The sequence below is a fragment of the Eubacterium multiforme genome (genome assembly GCF_030813415.1).
GTDB lineage: Bacteria > Bacillota > Clostridia > Clostridiales > Clostridiaceae > Clostridium > Clostridium multiforme.
The window spans coordinates 1-20375 of record NZ_JAUSUF010000001.1; the positions used below are offsets into that span (position 1 = coordinate 1).

A 20375-nucleotide genomic window follows, 5' to 3' on the forward strand; every position below is an offset into this window, starting at 1 on the left:
TACAATCTTTACTCATAAACTTAATCCCCCTTAGATTTTTTTATTTTAATTAAAAACTTTTTTAATTTAACCTCTCACTTATATACTTAGCATTTATTGTGCCAATTATTTTTAATTTATGAAAACGTTATCTATAAAGGGCTTTTAGTCTACTTTTGCTTTAATATATTTTTGATATGTAAAAATTTTATCCATTATGCTAAGTTTTATGGAAACTTTATTTACAAGTGTAAATTATTCTTTCCACTCTATTCCATATTTTTTAACTTTATTAATTACAGTAGTATGTGATACTCCAAGGGCAATTGCTGTTTTTCTAAAAGTTTTATTTTTCTTTAAGGCTTTTATTATTGCCTCCTTTTCATAAATTTCAATTATATTTTTTAATTTTAAATTATCATCACAGGATTTAAAGTTAATTAAATCATTATCTTTATCCTCTTCCAATTTTGAATCTTTATTAAAATGAATTATAAAATGTTCTTCCTTTAAAAAATCCTCATTACATAAATTCATACTTCTTTCTATTATGTTTTCTAATTCTCTAATATTGCCTGGCCAATTATATTCTAAAAGTTTATTTATAAATTGAATATCTGCACCTAAAATATGTTTATTTAATTTTTTATTTAATTTATTTATAAAAAATGTAACTAAGTTAGGAATGTCTTCTATATGCTTTCTTAAAGGTGGAATAAATATAGGTATTACATTTAATCTATAATATAAATCCTCTCTAAACTGACCTTTTTTAACCATGTCCTCTAAATTTCTATTAGTTGCACAAACTATTCTAACATCTACTCTTTCCTCTACATTACTTCCTATTCTTCGTACAACACTCTCTTGTAAAACCCTTAAAATTTTAGCCTGCATAAGTAATGGGAGTTCCCCAATTTCATCTAAAAACAAAGTACCACCATTAGCTTCTTTAAAAAGACCATCTTTACTTTTAATAGCTCCAGTAAAACTTCCCTTTTCATATCCAAAAAGTTCACTTTCAATTAAATTACTTGGAATAGCTGCACAGTTTATAGGAACAAAACTTTTATCTTTTCTATCACTAAATTTATGAATTGCTTTTGCAAATAGTTCCTTTCCAGTTCCACTTTCACCTCTTAACATTATTGTGGAATTATTTTTAGATACAGACTTAATTATCTCCTTTACCCTTTCCATACTAGGACTACTTCCAATAATGTCTTTAAAAACCCCATCATCTGAATTTGAAACAACATTTACAATTTCCATTGCCTTTTTTACATCTCTTATTGAAGCTACTACTCCAATAGTTGTATTATTATCATTTTTTATTGGTATTCCAGTAATTAAATACTTATTATTTTCTTTATCATTTTTTAAATTCATTTCTATATTATCATACCTACCACCATTATTAAGAAGTTGTATCATTGATTCATTTTTTACAATATTATTAATTTTCTTCCCCAATACTTGTTCCTTTTTACATTTAAATGCATCCTCACAATAACGATTAAATATTTCAATTTCTGAATTTCTATTAATATACATTATCCCATCATCTACTGCATCAATAATTGCAAGAAGTTTCTTTTCATTTTTTTCATATTCTAATAACTCAATAGTATTTACTTTTTCTATACCTTTTACTTTATATAATCCATTAATTAAAAAATTTATTTTGCTTGTATATGCATCCTGCATTTTTACAAAAACCTTTTTTGAAAATACTTCTAATGCAATAATATTTATATCAAACTTATAAAATTGTTTTAATATATCTAAAGTTATACCAAGTCTATCTTCTGTCACAATTTCAAATCTAATATATTTTTTCATAATATCCCCCTTTTTTCAGTATATTCTTATGCCATCTCTTTTATTATAATACAATTTTTTTCTAAATTTAATGTAAAAAGTGTTAGCAAAACATTATATTTTTACTAACACTTTTAATTAAATTAAATAAATCATATATATTTTATTTTAAGAACAAATTTTGTTCCCTCATTTAATTTAGAATAAACCTCTATTGTTCCTGCAAAACTTTTAACTATATGCTTAACTATAGCAAGTCCAAGACCTGTTCCTCCACTTTTTCTTGCTTTATCTACCCTATAAAATCTTTCAAATATTCTTGGTATATCCTCATCTGGTATACCAATTCCATTATCTTCAACTTCAAATGTGTAATATCCATGAGAAGAATAGCTTCTAACATTAACAGTTGCACCTTCATTTGAATACTTTATTGCATTTTCTATTATATTAATAGCAACTTGGAAAAACTTATCCTTCTGTCCTAATATATAATTAACATTTTCCCTATTAAAATTTAATTTAATATTTTTCTTCATTGCCTGATCACTTAAAATGTTAACTACATCATCAATTATGTCATCAGGTAAAAATTCTTCCATTTCTTCAACTACAGCACTTTCTAAATTTGAAAGAACTAATATGTCATTTATAAGTCTTGTAAGTCTAACTGATTCTTTATCAATTATATCTAAAAACTTTAATTTAGTTTTTTCATCATCAACATATCTTAAAGTTTCTGCAAAGCCTTTAATTGATGTAAGTGGTGTTTTAAGTTCATGGGAAACATTAGCAACAAATTGAGTTCTTATATTTTCAAGTCTTTTCATTTCTGTTATATCTTGAATTGCAATAACGCGTCCAATTCTTTTATATCCTTTGATTATATTTGCTCTTTTTATCTTTAAAAATCTTTCAACTGGCTTTTTAATTTTAATTTCAACTTCATTATCACTTTCATCCTCTAAAATATTTTTTATATTCTTCTCTTCAATGCAATCAGTTAAAAATTTTCCTGTTACATCAAAATTTATTCCAAATATAATTTGTGCATAAGGATTAATTGTAATTATTTTATTATCATTATCTAAAGCAATTACTCCACTTTGCATACAATTTAAAATAGATTCTAAGCTACTTTGTTTATCTAAAACCTCATTTATTTTACTTTGAAGTTGATCTGCCATATTATTAAAGGTTTTACCAAGTTGTCCAAGCTCATCATTAGATGAAATGTTTACCCTAGTTTGAAGATTTCCATTAGCTATTTTTGATGTAACACATTCTAAATGTTTAACTGGATCAACTATTATTCTTACAAGTTTAAATGCTAATGCTATTGAAAAAATTAAAACCATAATACTTACTGCTATATAATATTTCATATTTCCTTTATAAAATATCTTTATTGTAGATTCTGGTACGCCACTTCTTATTATTGTTCCATCCTTAAATTTAGTTGCACAATAAATCATATCTGTTTTTAAGGTGTCACTATATCTATCTGAATATCCAACACCTTTAACTTTAGCCTTTTGTACCTCTTCTCTTTCACTATAATTTTTATAATCATTATCTTCAAAAGAATCAAAAGTTACTTTTCCATCTTTGTTTATTATAGTAAATCTTATATTTGTTTTATTTATTTTAAATATGTTTAAATCTTCTTTGTCTACATTCTTCCAATTTGAAACTATTTCATTATAATTTTTTAATATGTTTCTTGTATTTTGAATTTCCTGCATACTTGATAAAGCTACAAAAGAGGCTGTTATTACTACAAGAGCAAATATTACTGTAATTATTACTGAAGTTATAATTTTCTTTTTCATAACACTTACCCGTTAAATCTATATCCTACCCCTCTTATAGTTTCAATAAGTTTTGGATTCTTATCATCCTCTTCTATTTTCTTTCTTAAGTATCTGATATGAACATCTACAGTTCTAGTCTCTCCAATATATTCATATCCCCAAATTTTATCTAGTAAAACTTCTCTTCTTAATATTTTTCCTCTATTTTTAATAAGTATTTCTAAAAGTTCAAATTCCTTTAAAGTAACATCAATTTTTTCATCATTAATAGAAACTTCATGTCTTTCAAAATCTATTTTAAATCTACCATTTTCATAGAATAATTCTTCTTTATCTACTGTTGCAATTGAACTTCTTCTAAGAACTGCCTTAATTCTTGCTAAAAGTTCTCTAATTGAGAAAGGCTTTGTTATATAATCATCTGCTCCAAGTTCTAAACCTAATATTTTATCAAGTTCCTCTCCCTTTGCTGTAAGCATTATTATAGCAGTGTTACTAGTTTCTCTATTTTTTTTAATTTCTTTGCATACATCAAACCCATCCATTCCTGGAATCATTAAATCTAATAGGACTAGTGTTGGTTTTTCTTCCTTTGCAATTTTTAAAGCATCTACTCCATTATTAGCTGTAATAACTTCATATCCTGCATTTTTAACATTAAATTTTAGTAATTCTAATATATGTTCCTCATCATCAACTATTAAAATCTTATCTTGTGCCACAATATTACCTCCTTTATTTTAATATTACAAATGAAAATAACCTTCCATATGACCCTTCTGATTTTCTATATGAATGAAGTTTTATTTTCTCTTCACAATAAGTGCATAAGTTTAACTTATAAATATTTTCATCTAAAAGTCCACTATCAATTGCATCTTTTTCAATACAACTTTCTAAATTTAAATTTCTACCTTCAAATAATATATTTTCATCTATATCTTTTTCCTTTAAAAACTTTTCTTTAAGTTCCTCTGATACTTCATAACAACATTTTCTTATATGAGCACCTATATAAATTTTTGTATTTTTATGATTAACTCCATATAAATCTCTCATTTTTTCTAAAGCTTTTTTTGTAATTGAATTAAATGTACCTTTCCATCCACTATGAACTGCACCAATTACTCCACTTTCTTCATTTAAAATAATTACTGGAACACAGTCAGCAGTAAATATTCCTATTGCAATATTTCTTTTGTTTGTAATTATCCCATCACCATCATTTTCAATAAAGTTTTCTTCTCCATTATATTTTAAAACTTTATCAGAATGAATTTGATTTAAATAAATTACTTCATCTACTAAAAAATCTTCTTTTATACTATTTAATGCTTTAATTCCATCTTCAGTGTATCTATTGAAACTTCTATTTTCTTTTGCTGTTGAAAAGACGATTTTTGATTTATTATTATCTAAAACTAAAAAATCTCTTTTTTCATTAAAATCTTCTATATTTATAATATTCATAATATCCTCCCTATCTTTTAATATTATTTTAACATTTACTGCATATATTATCTATTGAACAATTTATATTTTTACTTAACTTTAACCTAAAAAAGCACTTTAATTCTATAATAAGAATTAAAATGCCTTTTGTTATTTCATTAATCTATTTATTTCTTCCATAAAGGTATTAATATCTTTAAATTGTCTGTAAACAGATGCAAATCTTACATATGAAACTTCATCAATTTCCTTAAGTCTTTCCATTACCATTTCCCCTATATAGTTAGATTGAACTTCTGTCATCATCTTATTGGATATAGTTTTTTCTATATCCTCTGCAATATCTTCTATTTGCTTTCTGGAAATAGGTCTCTTTTGACAAGCTATAATTAATCCATTTACAATCTTTTCTTTGTTAAAATTTTCTCTAGTTAAATCCTTTTTTATAACTAATATTGGAATATCTTCTACCTTTTCATATGTTGTATATCTCTTATTACATCTTAAACATTCTCTTCTTCTTCTTATTGTAGTATTATCATCTGTTGATCTTGAATCAACTACTTTACTTTCTTGAAAAGAACAAAAAGGGCATTTCATAAGTAATTCCCACCTTTCTGTACATTAATTCCTTAGCCTATATGGTTATTATACATATTTTTTACATTCCTGACTAGTTATTATATAGAAATATTCTACTTTCCACTAATTATATTAACTTCATCTAAAGAAACTAATATAACATCTACGCCAATTTTCTCTATATTTTCCCATGGAATCTCTATTTCTTCCCCTTTTCCAAACCAACTTTTAACTTCTCCTGGAATAATTAATGATTGAACTTTATCCTCTTCACAATCAAGTTTTATATCACTTATAAAGCCTAATTTTCTTCCTGTATTTACCTCTATTATTTCCATACTTCTCATTGAATTAATTGAATGTAAGTTTTCTTCCATATATACCTCTCCCTTCTATACCTTAATTTATATTCTGAAAACTCTTTATTTATTATATTTATATATAGAAAAAGAACTCTTTACGAGTTCTTCTCCTATACATATTTTCTCATGTGTTTAAGTGCTGTCTTTTCTAATCTAGATACTTGTGCCTGTGATATTCCAATTTCATCTGCTACTTCCATTTGTGTCCTTCCCTTAAAGAACCTAAGATTTAATATTAATTTTTCTCTATCTGTTAATCTTTTCATAGCCTCATTTATTGATATATTTTCTAGCCAATTTTCATCAGTATTCTTTGAATCACTAATCTGATCCATAACATATATTGCATCGCCACCATCATGATATATAGGCTCAAATAGAGATACTGGATCTTGAATTGCATCTAATGCAAAAACAACATCTTCCCTAGGAAGTTCTAATTCCTTCGCTATTTGAGAAATATTTGGCTCTTTATTATTGTTTTTAACTAATCTATCTCTTACTAACAAAGCTTTATAGGCTATATCTCTTAAGGATCTACTAACCCTTATAGAATTATTATCTCTTAAATATCTTCTGATTTCTCCAATTATCATTGGAACTGCATAGGTTGAAAACTTAACATTTTGAGATAAATCAAAATTATCTATAGCTTTCATAAGTCCAATACATCCAACTTGAAATAAATCATCTACATTTTCGCCTCTATTATTAAATCTTTGAATTACACTTAAAACTAACCTTAAATTACCTTTTATAAAGGTTTCCCTTGCACTGCCATCTCCAGATTGCATCTTTAATAAAAGTTCTCTTTTCTCTTTTTCCTTAAGTATAGGAAGTTTTGCAGTATTTACTCCACATATTTCAACTTTATTAATGATCAAAGTCATCAGCTCCTTAGAAGTAATGTCATCACAATAAAGAGTATTTCCTTATGAGAAAAGTTTTATACTAAAGACAACCTAAACCATTTTGCTTATTTCTTTCTTTAATCTATTTATTATTTTTTTCTCTAGTCTAGATATATAAGATTGGGATATTCCTAATATGTCAGCTACCTCTTTTTGTGTCTTCTCATTAGTTCCATTTAATCCAAATCTTAATCTTACTATCTCTTTTTCCCTTTCATTTAAATTTTTTAATGCAATAAATAATAACTGCTTATCTACTTCATCTTCAATTAAATTATAAACTGTATCATTTTCTGTTCCTAATATATCTGATAGAAGTAGCTCATTTCCATCCCAGTCTATATTTAAAGGTTCATAAAATGATATTTCAGCTTTAATTTTATTATTTCTCCTTAAATACATAAGTATTTCATTTTCAATACATCTTGATGCATAAGTTGCAAGTTTTATTTTTTTTTCAGGATTAAATGTGTTTACAGCCTTTATTAACCCTATTGTTCCAACTGAAATTAAATCTTCAACATATACTCCAGTATTCTCAAATTTTCTTGCTATATAAACAACTAATCTTAAATTTCTTTCTATAAGTGTACTTCTTACACTTTCATCTCTATCTTTTAATTTATTTACTAATTCCTCTTCCTCATCCTTAGATAGTGGTGGTGGAAGTGCATCATTTCCTCCTACATAGTGAAGTTTTTTTCTAAACAATCCTAATTTTTCTAATACCCTATTTAATAAAACCTGTATATTTATCATAAAATCCTCCTTATATTACCCCTCTTGATAGTAATGCATTAAATTCATTATCTCTGCTTAAAGTATCCTTACAAGGACATAATATTGCATCTATTTCTCTAAATAATTCTCCACTTTTTCTAAGTTTAATATTATTAACTTTAAATCCCTTTAAACTACCATTGTATCCAATAGCACTATATGGAATATAAAGTACACCTTCATTATTAATATCTAGCTCCTTTAAATAATCCTCTTCCACTAAAATACAAGGCAAATTAGTAATTGGTTCTCTTAACTCATTACCAGAATCTAAAAATCCTTTTACTAATATCTCTGTATCTTTGAAGCTTATTTCAATATCATAAAAGAAATCTCTTATAATATTTTTTTCTCTAATATAACTTGTAATTCTTTCTAAAAAAATAAAAATAATTCCCACTGATAAAATTAAATATTTAATATTAAAATCATTTATAACAATTCCATTTTTAATTGAATATTCCTTAGTTGCTATAGCAAATTTAAAACAAATTCCACTTAACAAAAAAGATGATGCTACAAATGTGAGACCACATTTTAAAACATTACTTATTTTTTTATTGTAAATTGGAATATAAACTAAAATTAATGAAACTATAATTTGAAATACATTATTAGATAAAAAATTTAATTCATTAAAAACCATAGTTAAAGTATACAGAGCTCCTATAAACGCTGATAATACACATTTTTTAAAAGAATACCTTTCTCTAATTACTTTATATGATATTATTAATAAAAATAAATTAACTACTAAATTTTCAATTATTAATACGTCTACATATATATCCACTAGCATACCCCCTAAGAAAATTATATAACTATATTCTTTAAAATTTTGTCATATTAATTGTTATAAATTATAGTTTTCAACTAATTTTTTTTACATTTAATTACACCAAAATATTTTTTATTTTTTTTATTACTTTTTATTGATATTTAAATTTATAATTCATCTATTTTTTTATATTTTTACATAAAAAAAAGACACATATTTAATAAACTATTTTAGTTTATTAATATGAGTCTTTAATATTAAAATTTTTATTTTCTAATTAAATGCAGGTTTATCATAAACAAAATCATTATTTCCTGAATATATATGTCTCATTTCGTGGATTAAATCTCCTATTTCTTTAGCATACCATGGTGTTGTAGCATATTGATGCCAAATTAAATCAACATTAGGAATAAATCTCATTTTATAAAGTGTATTTTGTTTATAAGTTGAGCTATTTACATAATTATCTGATACAAATTTTGCAGCTCCTTCTATTGCTTTATCAACGCTTGTCCAACCATGAGTATAAGCATATGTTGTTCCAAGTATTAATGCTCTATTAGGGAAGGCTTTTGAATTATCATAAGCACCTATTCCAAATAAATTATATACTGTTACAGGTTTATCTAATTTTATCATTTCATAACCAATTAGTTCACCTTTACTATTTCTTATTTCTTTATTTGGATTAGCTATTTCAGTTATTCTAACGCCTTTAGCTAATTTACTCTTACCATGTCCTGTTTCATGAACTGATTGTGCAACAAAATATATTGGATCCATGCCAAACTTTTTACAAGCATTAACAAATCCTTGAGCATGTCCAGCTAAAACTCCTGAATTACTTAAATAACTATTTAATTTGCTTATACTAACATTTCTAAATTCATCTAATCTTAAAAATTGTTCTACATTACTTGCCTTATTAGGATTAATATATTTTTCAAAGTAATCATAACTATATGAAGAAACTCTTCTTTGTTGTAATTTTATATAAGAACTCATTGACATATGATAATTTGTATGGATACCAGTTCCATTATCAGGAGTAATATTATTATTTATGTCACCTTCTGAAATTTCTTTTATATATTCTTTTGATGAATATCCAGTTATTCCAGCATCTTTTATTTTATAGAAACCATTTTCTTCTCCTAGTATTTCAACTACTTCGCCATTTCTTAAGTTTCCTATTATCTTACAATTTGTATTTGGTTTTTCTCTAATTCTAAGCTCACTACCAACATTAACTCTTCCATATTTTTTTGTTGATTCTGGTTTTACATTTGGTTTATTATCAGGCTTGTTATCAGGTTTTTCATCTTTTGAATAGAATTTTACATATTCTCCACTTATATAACCTTGTAAACTTCCTTTTTTTATTTTATACCATGATCCTTCTTTTCCTAAAACATCAAAAGTATCTCCATTTACCAAATATCCAACTATTCCATGATTTGTACCTGGTCCTTTTCTTACTCTTAAGTTACTTGTGATATTTATAACCTTGCCTGTTCCTTCAAATTTATTTGAAGGTTTTTCACTTGGTTTGTTTTCTGGCTTATTGTTTGGTTTATTTTCTGGCTTACTACTTCCACTATTTTCATTAGTTATTTTTACATATTCACCATATACATAACCATAGCTACCTTTATATTTTATCTTGTACCATGATCCTGATTTTGAAACTATTTCTAGTTTCTCTCCATTTTTTAAGTATCCTAATGATTTTGAATTTGTACTTGAATCTTTTCTTACTGTTAAACTAGTAGTTATATTTACTACCTTTCCTTCTTTTATACTTTCTGAAGGTTTATTTTCTGGCTTACTGCTTGGTTTATTTTCTGGTTTACTACTACTTTCATTAGTTATTTTTACATATTCACCATATACATAACCATAGCTACCTTTATATTTTATCTTGTACCATGATCCTGATTTTGAAACTATTTCTAGTTTCTCTCCATTTTTCAAGTATCCTATTGATTTTGAACTTGTACTTGAATCTTTTCTTACTGTTAAACTAGTAGTTATATTTACTACCTTTCCTTCTTTTATACTTTCTGAAGGTTTATTTTCTGGCTTACTGCTTGGTTTATTTTCTGGTTTACTACTGCTTTCATTAGTTACCTTTACATACTCACCGTATACATAACCATAGCTACCTTTATATTTTATCTTGTACCATGATCCTGATTTTGAAACTATTTGTAACTTTTCTCCATTTTTTAAGTATCCTATTGATTTTGAACTTGTACTTGAATCTTTTCTTACTGTTAAACTAGTAGTTATATTTACTACCTTTCCTTCTTTTATACTTTCTGAAGACTTCTTCTCATTTGATTTATTATCTTTTTTAGAATTATCCTTACTAGAAGTATTTTCATTACCTTTGCTAGTTACTTTTACATATTCTCCGTAAACATAACCAACTTTTCCATCAACTTTTATTTTATACCAAGAACCTTCCTTAGCTAATATATCAAAAGTTTGTCCATTTCTAAGGTATCCTAAAGATTTGCTTTTAGTTGATCCTTCTTTTCTTAATGTTAAAACTGAAGTAATATTTATTACTTTTCCTTTTTCTACATCATTATCATTATCTAACTCTTTTACATAATCTTTATGAATGTATCCATTTCTTCCTTCATATTTTATTTTATACCATGAACCATCTCTACCGATTATATCAAAAGTTTGCCCATTTCTAAGATATCCTATAACACCGTCACTTGTACTTGGTCCTTTTCTTACTCTTAAATTAGTATCTACATTTATTACTTTCCCTTTATGTGAATTGCTTTCTGATGCAAAAGACCTGACGTTGTTTTTATTATTATGACTATGAGTATCTGCAAATGCTTTTGTACTATCTAAGAGTAATGAACTAGTAGCTGCTGCTACAACTAACAACATTGTTGTAATTTTTTTCCTATTCATACATATCTCCCCATATACTACATTATTTTTCTATTTTATTAATATTCTCTTTAATTTTACCATATTTTCTTATTCTATTAAACAGCTTCATTATTTCTTTTTTCACTTTTTCTTAATTTTTTTGTAACCTAAATGAACAAAAAATAAAACCTTGGAAATTAATTTCCAAGGTTAAAACTTAATACACATATTTAATTTGATCTTCTTGGTCTTCTTAAGAAAGTAGGAATTGATAAATCTTCTTCTGTATAAGTAATTGTTGAACTTACTGTTTCTTCTTCAGTAGTTGCAGCTACCTCTTCTTTAGGTGTTTCTGCATTTTCTTCAACTCTTTGTTTTATTTGAGGCTTAACATCAATTTTAGTACTTTCTTTTGATGGAGCTCCAATTCCGTCCTCTTCAAATCCTGTAGCAATAACTGTTATTCTTATTTCATCTTGTAAAGTTTCATCTATAACAGCACCAAATATTATGTTTGCATCTGCATCTGCTGCTTCTCTTACAACATCTGCTGCTTCATATACTTCTAATGCTCCAAGATCTGAACCACCTGTAAAGTTAAGAATAACTCCTGTAGCTCCTTCAATTGAAGTTTCAAGTAATGGTGATGCAATTGCTTCTTTAACAGCATCAGAGGCTCTATTATCCCCTTTACCATGTCCAACACCCATATGAGCTAATCCTTTATCTAACATAACTGCTTTTATATCAGCAAAGTCAGCATTAACTACCCCTGGAATAGTTATTAAGTCTGAAATAGCTTGAACACCTTGTCTTAATACATCATCAGCTAATCTAAAGGAATCTAAAAGAGTTGTCTTCTTATCAGCCATAAATAATAGTCTTTCATTAGGTATTATTACTAATGTATCAACCTTTTCTTTTAATTTAGCAATACCCATTTCAGCATGTCTCATTCTTCTCTTTCCTTCAAATGGGAAAGGTTTAGTTACAACACCTACTGTAAGTATTTCTAATGATTTAGCGATTTCAGCTACAACTGGTGCTGCACCAGTTCCAGTTCCACCACCCATACCAGCAGTTATAAATACCATGTTAGCACCTTTAATTGCTGCTGTTATTTCTTCTCTACTCTCTTCAGCTGCTTTTTGTCCAATTTCTGGATTTGCTCCAGCTCCTAGACCTTTAGTAAGCTTTTCTCCGATTTGAATCTTTTGATTAGCATGTGACAACATAAGTGCTTGTTTATCAGTATTTATAGCTATAAATTCTACATTTTTTAATCCTTCAACTATCATTCTGTTTACAGCGTTACTTCCTCCGCCTCCACAACCTATTACCTTTATATTAGTTAATTCTTGCATATCCACTTCAAAATCTAACAAAACAATTCCTCCTTTAGAAAATATCCTCTAGTAAACTTCTTAATTTTCCTATAATGCCTTTATTCTTTTTTTCTATTTCGTGGCTAGTATTATCTAGCTTACACTCATGCTTTCTATTTATATCATTTAAATTTTCAAATCTTAAAGTATTATCTTTAACTTCTTTTGTAAAATCTTCATATATTAATTCTACCCTATCGTGCACCTCTTTAACAATAGCTAATGAAGTAATATTTGAAAAATTTTGCATATTAAACTCATTTTTTGTAATTATATGCATATTTTCGCCTATAATTCTATTTGATAATTCCTCTATATTTTCAAAATTAGTTAAAGAATCACTACATAAAATTATACTACAAAAATCCTTGTAATTACTAGTATTTTTTAACTTATTCTTTACATATTTAAGTATTTCTTCAATTCTTGCTTCACAAACTTTATAAAAAAGTTCTTTATTAATCTTATTTCCCTCAAAAGAAATACTTTCTCCATCTGTTTGGTTACAAATACTTTTATAAGTTTCACTATAATTGCATTTAATCTTTTCAGCGATTTCATTAGAAATATCTGCACAAATAGTAAGGTCATTTGTTATATTATTTCCACCTAATGGTATAAAAAATAATTCTTTAACTATTCCATCTTCTAAAACTGCAACTTCTGTGGAAGAAGCTCCACTTTCTATTAATACTCTATTTCCTAATTGTTCTTTAAATAAGAATATCTTTTTAAGTGACATTATGTTAACTACAAAACCTTTGATTTCATATCTTGTACCTATACATAAGTCTATATACCTTTTAATTATATCTTTTTTACAAACAATAACTGTAGCATTAACTATAAGTTTATTTCCACTTAATTTTTCAGATAGATCAAATGATTTTTTATCATCTACTTTATAATAGTTTATTACAATATCACATATTTCCTCATCTTCATTTAAAGAAATTTCTTGTTTTAATTTTCTTTTAACTTCATTTATATGTTTAGGTGTTACTTCACCATCTATATCCACTTCACAATTTTCTTCCTTAAGTTCAACATTTGAAGATGATATACCTATGTAAATTTCTTTAATTTCTCTATTTATATTTTTTTCTAATTTATCTAAAACTTCAAGAAATCTTTCTCGACACCTATCAATATCAACTATTTGTCCATTTTCAACACCTTCTGAATAAACACAAGAACTTCCTAATATTTCAACTTCTTGCCCAATTGCTGATATTCCACATGAAGCTGAAATCTTTTTAGTTCCTATATCTACAGCTGTAACTAAAAATTCTTGCATCTTTTAGTCCTCCCTCCTGTCATATTAGTTTCTTCATACAATTTATATATTCAACACATATTTGTAAATTCCTTTTTAAATTTTTTTATTATTAACATCTTAATAAAATCTTTATTTTATTATTCATTAAATTGTCATTATCATTCTTTCTAATATTTCCTTATCAATTGAATATGCCATTGCATTTTCAGCTGATATAGTTCCTTCTTTTACAAGCTCTGCAAGTGCCATATCCATGGTCTTCATGCCGTATTTAGCACCAGTTTGCATTGCAGATTCAATTTGATATGTTTTTCCTTCCCTAATTTGATTTTGTATACCAGAAGTCATTGTCATTATCTCTAAAGCTGCAACTCTTCCTTTTCCATCTTCTGTTTTAATAAGCTGCTGTGATATTACCCCTTGCATAACAGCTGAAAGTTGAATTTTTATTTGCTGTTGTTGATGAGGTGGAAAAACATCAATAATTCTATCTATTGTTTTTGCAGCTCCTATTGTATGCAAAGTTGAAAAAACTAAATGTCCAGTTTCAGCTGCAGTTATTGCTATTTTTATAGTTTCAAGGTCCCTCATTTCTCCTATAAGTATAACATCTGGATCTTCCCTTAAAATCCCTCTTAATGCATTTTGATAACTTTTAGTATCTCTTCCTATTTCCCTTTGATTTATTATAGATTTATTATGTTTATGAACATATTCTATTGGATCTTCTACTGTAATTATATTCTCACTTCTTGTTAAATTAATTTCATTTATCATCGCTGCTAAGGTTGTACTTTTACCACTACCTGTAGGTCCAGTAACTAAAACTAATCCCCTTTGTTTCTTAGTTAGCTCTTTAATAATATTAGGATGACCTAATTCATCTAATGTTGGTACCTTTAGCTTTATTGATCTTAATGCTATTGCATCTCCACTTCTTTGTTTAAATACATTTACTCTAAATCTTCCTTTTTCATTTAATGAATATGCAGTATCCATTTCTCCTAACTCAATATATTTTTCATATTCATCCTTTAAAATTTCCTTTGCAAATTCTCTCAATGAATCTTTACTTAAATTTTCATTACCTAAAGGTATCAAATCCCCATTTACTCTTACTATTGGTGGAATATCAGGTGTAAGATGTAAATCTGAAGCATCTAATTCTATAGTTTTATTTAATAATTCCTCTAATGTAATCATCAGTTTTCCTCCGTCTTATTATTATGATTTATTTTCTATAAACATAAATAAATTCCTCTATTTTTATATAGAGGAATTTAGAATAAGTTTACATACACTTTCCATATAAAACTTTTTGCAATTTCTTTAAAGCCTTTTTTTCTATTCTAGAAACATAAGACCTTGAAATATTAAGCTTTGCAGCAATTTCTCTTTGTGTTTTACTTTTTCCATCCCTAAGTCCATATCTCATAATGATTATATCATGTTCCCTATCTGTAAGTATTTCCTCCATTTTTTTATATAATACCTTTATCTGAAGATTATTTTCTACTTTTTCAAGAACAGAATCTTTTTCGCTACTTAAAACGTCAATTAAACAGATTTCGTTTCCCTCTTTGTCGATTCCTATAGGATCTTGTAAGTACACTTCTCCCTTTTGTTTTTTATTATTTCTAAATAACATTAGTATTTCATTTTCTATACATCTAGAAGCATATGTTGCAAGCCTTGTTCCTTTATCCACATCAAAAGAGTCTATTGCTTTAATAAGCCCAACTGTTCCAATAGATATTAATTCATCAACATCCTTATTTGGAAAAGAATACTTCTTTACAATATGAGCTACTAGCCGTAAATTTCTTTCGATTAAAATACTTTTAGCTTTCTTATCTCCAGCCTTTAACTTTCTCAAATATTTTTCCTCTTCTTTTTCATCAAGGGGTGTTGGGAAAGTGTTATTGTTAGATATATATCCTGTTAAAAATAAAGTATTACACAATAAATCAATAAAATTCGATAGTACTAACACTTTCATCCTCCTTATAGTGCTTAGTATTATCATATGATTTTTTTATAAGAAACTTGCTTCAACTTATAAAAAATATAAATTTTTATAAAAAATTATATTTTAATTATAGTAATTTGTTATTTTGATTTTAATTCTAGTACAATATCTTTAAATATAGGTGCTGAAGTATTTCCTCCTCCTATATTTTCATTCTCTTTTTCAACTAAATCAGGAATAAAAACCATCATTGTATATTCTTTATTCTCTATTGTAAAATATCCAACAAACCACCCATGAGTTGTATTGTTGCTACTTGATGATGATCCAGTTTTTCCTCCCATATTTACTCCATCAACAAAAGCACTTATTCCTGTTCCCTTTAAGACTACTTGCTGCATTCCATTTTTTACGATTTTACTAGTTGTTTCCGTAAATAATTTTTCTTTTTTAGTGCTATATTCTTTAATAACCTTATCTTCCGTATCTAGTATGCCTTCAAGTATATACGGTTTTACATATACTCCATTATTAACAAAAGTATTAATAGCACCTAACATTTGCATTGGTGATACATTAATTGATTGACCAATTGGAATAAGAGCCATTTTGTTGTTATTAGTAGGATCTTCATTTAAAGGCTTAACTCCCTTAGTTTCATTTCTCCCTTGTCCTTCTATTCCTATAACTTTTTTAAATAACCCTAGTCTTTCACTATATTCCATAAGTTTATCATATCCAATTTTACGTCCTATTGCTCCAAAAACATCATTACATGATTTTGTAAGTCCATCACTGACAGTAATATTTCCATGCACCTTCCCATTACACATCTTTCCGTTGCAGCTTACAGTATTATAAGGTGTTATAATTCCTTCTTCAAGAGCTACTCCATAAGTTATTAATTTATATATTGAACCTGGTTCATAACCAATTCCTTCTATTCCTAAATTAATGTTTGCCTTACTCTCATCCTTTTGTACTAATGATTTAATTTTACCACTTTCTTTTTCCATAATTATTACGCCAATATTATCATATTTTAAATATTCTTCTTTAGATAAAACTTTTCTGATTTTGTTTTCAAAATTTTTATCTACTGTTAACCTTAAGTTTTTATTATTCTTATTAATATCAAGTTCACTTGTTGAATAAATATTTTTCTCATCTAAATAAAAATTCTTCTTAGGAATTTCATTATATTTTATATTGTTATATATTTCTTCTTCTAAAGAACCTTTAACAATATTTTCACTATTTATATTTGATAACATTCCATTAACAGACCACGCTTCTTTCTTATCAACGTTATCTCTAATAAAAGTGTATACTCCTTTTAAATTTTTTAATTTTTTTATTTTATTATAAGTTTCTTCAGATATTGTATAATAAAGTTTTCCTTGACTCTTCATTACATCTACATAATTAAATGTATTATCCTCACCCTTCATAATGAAATTTAAGGCCATTAAATCCTCTAGGGTTTCTCCATAATTATTTAAACTAAAGGGTTTAGAATCTATTACAAGAACATAGTTTTTCTTATAATTTATTAAATCCTTACCATTTGTATCTAAAAGCATATATTTATTATCACTTATACTTTCTGTTTGATGATTTTTATAATTTGCTTCAACTCTTTCTGTTGGATGTATATTTAAAAAATATAACCTTACTGACAAAGCAAAAAATATACTAATTAATATTCCTAATAAAACCTTACACCTATATAAATTTATTTTCTTCATAAAAAGGAAAAACACCTCCTCTTAGGCAATTCTTGACTAAGAAAAGATGTTTTATACAGTAAATTTATAATATATTCTATTTTAATATATCTTTAATTTTTGAAACTAATATATCAATGGCTACTTTATTGTGTCCACCTTCTGGAACAATTATATCTGCATATTTTTTTGTTGGTTCAATAAATTGCATATGCATTGGTCTAACTACTGAAAGATATTGTTCAACAACTGAATCAACAGTTCTTCCTCTTTCATTTATATCTCTAATCATTCTTCTTAATATTCTTATATCTGCATCAGTATCAACATATACTTTTATATCTAATAAATCTCTTAATCTTTCATCTTCTAAAATAAGTATACCTTCAACTATTATAATATCTCTAGGATTAACCTTTATCTTTTCCTCAGCTCTTGTATGAACTGTAAAATCGTATATAGGTTTTTCTATAGCTTCACCATTTATTAGAGATTTTAAATTTTCAATTAATAAATCATTATCAAAAGCTCTTGGATGATCGTAGTTAGTCTTTACTCTTTCATCCATTGTAAGATGGCTTTGATCCTTATAGTAGGCATCCTGTTGTATCATAGCTATACAATCTTCATCAAAACTATTATATATCTCATCTGCAATTGTACTCTTTCCTGAACCTGTTCCTCCAGTTATTCCAATAAGTATAGGTTTTTTCATTAGTTCTCCTCCTATTTATCTCCAATTTCTAAAGTTTGTTTTCCTTTAATAAGCATATCATTTTTCTTTAATGGAGTATCAACCTTCATTTTAAAAATCATTTGTGCTCTATTGGCAACATTAGTTTCAACATCCTTTTCAACATCATACATTGAATTCATATTTATTGAAAAATTAGGTGTATAAGGTCTTAATACATCAACTTTATCACCTTCAAATACTCTATTCTTTTGCATTATAGTAGCTGTTTTTGTTTCTTCATCATATTCCTTAACCATACCAACTATATCAAATTCTCTTATATATGATGAATCTTCATAGTTTTGTTCTCCAGTTTTTCCAAAGAAGAATCCTGTATGATATGGTCTATGGCTAACTTTTAATAATATATCCATCCACTCTTGTTTAAACTCATAGTTTTCTGGATCTTCAAAATAACTATCTACAGCTTCTCTATAAGCTTTTACAACTGATGCAACATAAAATTCACTTTTCATTCTGCCTTCAATTTTAAAAGAATATATACCACTATTAACTAATTCTGGTATATGATGTATCATACATAAATCCTTTGAGTTCATTATATATGTTCCCTTATCATCTTCTACTACAGGGAAGTATATATCTGGTCTTGTTTCTTCAACTAAAAAGTATTTATATCTACAAACATTAGCACATGTACCCTTATTAGAGTCTCTTCCTAACATGTAATTAGAAATTAAACATCTTCCTGAATAAGCCATACACATTGAACCATGAACAAATCCTTCAAGTTCACAACCTTCTGGTAAATTATCTCTAAATCCATGTATTTCATTAAAAGATAATTCTCTAGCAAGAACTATTCTCTTAACTCCAAAATCATACCAAAACTTAGCCGCTTTCCAGTTTACAGTATTTGCTTGAGTGCTTAAATGTATTTCTAAATTAGGAGCTACTTCTCTAGCTGTTGCTATTATTCCAGGGTCTGAAACTATAATAGCGTCAACTCCTAAACTTTCAATTTCTTTTATATAACTTTCTATTCCATTTAAGTCAAAATTACGTGGGAAAACATTCATTGTTACATAAAGTTTTCTTCCTCTTTCATGACAGTATTTAACACCTTCTACTATATCTTCATTTGTGAAGTTTCCTGCAAAGGCTCTTAAATTCAATTTACTTCCACCTATATATACAGCATCAGCTCCAAAATCTATTGCTATTTTTAACTTTTCTAAATTCCCTGCTGGTGCAAGTATTTCTGGTTTTCTCATAAATTTTACCTCCTTTTTGTAATTGCAATACCATCTCCCATTGGAATGACAGAGGTTATTAAGTTTTCATCATTTGAAACCATTTCTAAATAGGTTCTCATTCTTTTTACTATGGTAATTTTTCTTCTTTTAACTAAATCCTGTGAAGGAACCATACCTCTAAATAAAACATTGTCTGCAATTATAATTCCATCTTCTTTTAATAATCTTAAACAATGTGGTAGAAAATGATTATAATGGCCTTTACCTGCATCAATAAATATTAAATCAAATTCTTCATTAAGGTCTTCTAAAATTTCAAGACAATCTCCCTCTTTTATTTTAATTTTATCTTGAAGATTAAACTTTTCAAAATTAGCTTTTGCAAGTTTAATCATTTCTTCACTTCTTTCTATTGTAACAATATCAGGATTTGTTTTTGAGGCTTCATACATAAGTATAGAAGAATAGCCTATTGCAGTACCAAGTTCTAAAATTTTAAGTGGTTTTTTCATACTAACCATAAATTCTAAAAATTTACCTGTTTCTTTTTGAACTATAGGCACTCCATTTTCTTTTGCAAAGTCTTCCATTTCCTTAAGTCTGCCATTATTTTCTCCAATTAAATTTCTTAAATATTCTTCCATGTAGTCATAAGTAATTCCGCTCATATATTCCTCCA

General features: G+C 26.7%; 18 protein-coding genes. All 18 read right to left on the reverse strand.

What is annotated here, in order from left to right:
- Positions 1 to 234 precede the first annotated feature (234 nt).
- Positions 235 to 1821 (reverse strand): sigma 54-interacting transcriptional regulator, encoded by a 1587-nt coding sequence (locus J2S18_RS00005; protein ID WP_307481588.1) that lies wholly within the window; start codon positions 1819 to 1821, stop codon positions 235 to 237.
- A 131-nt stretch (positions 1822 to 1952) separates the two neighbouring features.
- Positions 1953 to 3632 (reverse strand): sensor histidine kinase, encoded by a 1680-nt coding sequence (locus J2S18_RS00010; RefSeq protein WP_307481590.1) that lies wholly within the window; start codon positions 3630 to 3632, stop codon positions 1953 to 1955.
- Positions 3633 to 3637: 5 nt separating this feature from the next.
- Positions 3638 to 4336, reverse strand: a complete 699-nt coding sequence (locus J2S18_RS00015; protein ID WP_307481591.1) for a response regulator — start codon at positions 4334 to 4336, stop codon at positions 3638 to 3640.
- A gap of 13 nt (positions 4337 to 4349) precedes the next feature.
- Positions 4350 to 5084, reverse strand: coding sequence for a peptidoglycan editing factor PgeF (gene pgeF / locus J2S18_RS00020; RefSeq protein WP_307481594.1), 735 nt, complete (start codon positions 5082 to 5084; stop codon positions 4350 to 4352).
- 132 nt (positions 5085 to 5216) lie between these two features.
- Entirely contained in the window at positions 5217 to 5666 is a 450-nt protein-coding gene (gene nrdR / locus J2S18_RS00025) for a transcriptional regulator NrdR (protein WP_307481596.1), read from the reverse strand.
- 95 nt (positions 5667 to 5761) lie between these two features.
- Complete coding sequence (locus tag J2S18_RS00030; protein ID WP_307481599.1) at positions 5762 to 6025, reverse strand: YlmC/YmxH family sporulation protein; 264 nt, start codon at positions 6023 to 6025, stop codon at positions 5762 to 5764.
- A 95-nt stretch (positions 6026 to 6120) separates the two neighbouring features.
- The gene (sigG, locus tag J2S18_RS00035; protein ID WP_307481600.1) at positions 6121 to 6894 is read right to left on the reverse strand and encodes an RNA polymerase sporulation sigma factor SigG; all 774 of its coding nucleotides are present in this window, start codon (positions 6892 to 6894) and stop codon (positions 6121 to 6123) included.
- 78 nt (positions 6895 to 6972) lie between these two features.
- Positions 6973 to 7680 carry an RNA polymerase sporulation sigma factor SigE gene (gene sigE, locus J2S18_RS00040; protein ID WP_307481603.1) on the reverse strand — a complete coding sequence of 236 codons (708 nt, stop codon included), beginning with the start codon at positions 7678 to 7680 and terminating at the stop codon, positions 6973 to 6975.
- Between the two features lie 10 nt (positions 7681 to 7690).
- A complete protein-coding gene (locus J2S18_RS00045) occupies positions 7691 to 8494 on the reverse strand; it encodes a sigma-E processing peptidase SpoIIGA (protein WP_307481605.1) in 804 nt (267 codons plus the stop codon).
- A 258-nt stretch (positions 8495 to 8752) separates the two neighbouring features.
- The gene (locus J2S18_RS00050; protein WP_307481606.1) at positions 8753 to 11422 is read right to left on the reverse strand and encodes an SH3 domain-containing protein; all 2670 of its coding nucleotides are present in this window, start codon (positions 11420 to 11422) and stop codon (positions 8753 to 8755) included.
- Between the two features lie 191 nt (positions 11423 to 11613).
- On the reverse strand, positions 11614 to 12768 hold the full coding sequence (ftsZ, locus tag J2S18_RS00055; RefSeq protein ID WP_307481609.1) for a cell division protein FtsZ: 1155 nt from the start codon (positions 12766 to 12768) through the stop codon (positions 11614 to 11616).
- 13 nt (positions 12769 to 12781) lie between these two features.
- Entirely contained in the window at positions 12782 to 14065 is a 1284-nt protein-coding gene (locus J2S18_RS00060) for a cell division FtsA domain-containing protein (protein ID WP_307481612.1), read from the reverse strand.
- A gap of 126 nt (positions 14066 to 14191) precedes the next feature.
- Positions 14192 to 15250 carry a type IV pilus twitching motility protein PilT gene (locus J2S18_RS00065; RefSeq protein WP_307481615.1) on the reverse strand — a complete coding sequence of 353 codons (1059 nt, stop codon included), beginning with the start codon at positions 15248 to 15250 and terminating at the stop codon, positions 14192 to 14194.
- Positions 15251 to 15338: 88 nt separating this feature from the next.
- Positions 15339 to 16040, reverse strand: a complete 702-nt coding sequence (sigK, locus tag J2S18_RS00070; RefSeq protein WP_307481618.1) for an RNA polymerase sporulation sigma factor SigK — start codon at positions 16038 to 16040, stop codon at positions 15339 to 15341.
- Between the two features lie 116 nt (positions 16041 to 16156).
- The gene (locus J2S18_RS00075; RefSeq protein ID WP_307481619.1) at positions 16157 to 17764 is read right to left on the reverse strand and encodes a penicillin-binding transpeptidase domain-containing protein; all 1608 of its coding nucleotides are present in this window, start codon (positions 17762 to 17764) and stop codon (positions 16157 to 16159) included.
- Between the two features lie 76 nt (positions 17765 to 17840).
- The gene (gene udk, locus J2S18_RS00080) at positions 17841 to 18458 is read right to left on the reverse strand and encodes a uridine kinase (RefSeq protein WP_307481623.1); all 618 of its coding nucleotides are present in this window, start codon (positions 18456 to 18458) and stop codon (positions 17841 to 17843) included.
- A gap of 11 nt (positions 18459 to 18469) precedes the next feature.
- A complete protein-coding gene (locus J2S18_RS00085; RefSeq protein ID WP_307481625.1) occupies positions 18470 to 19714 on the reverse strand; it encodes a peptidase U32 family protein in 1245 nt (414 codons plus the stop codon).
- A 5-nt stretch (positions 19715 to 19719) separates the two neighbouring features.
- Entirely contained in the window at positions 19720 to 20364 is a 645-nt protein-coding gene (locus tag J2S18_RS00090; RefSeq protein WP_307481628.1) for an O-methyltransferase, read from the reverse strand.
- Positions 20365 to 20375 lie beyond the last annotated feature (11 nt).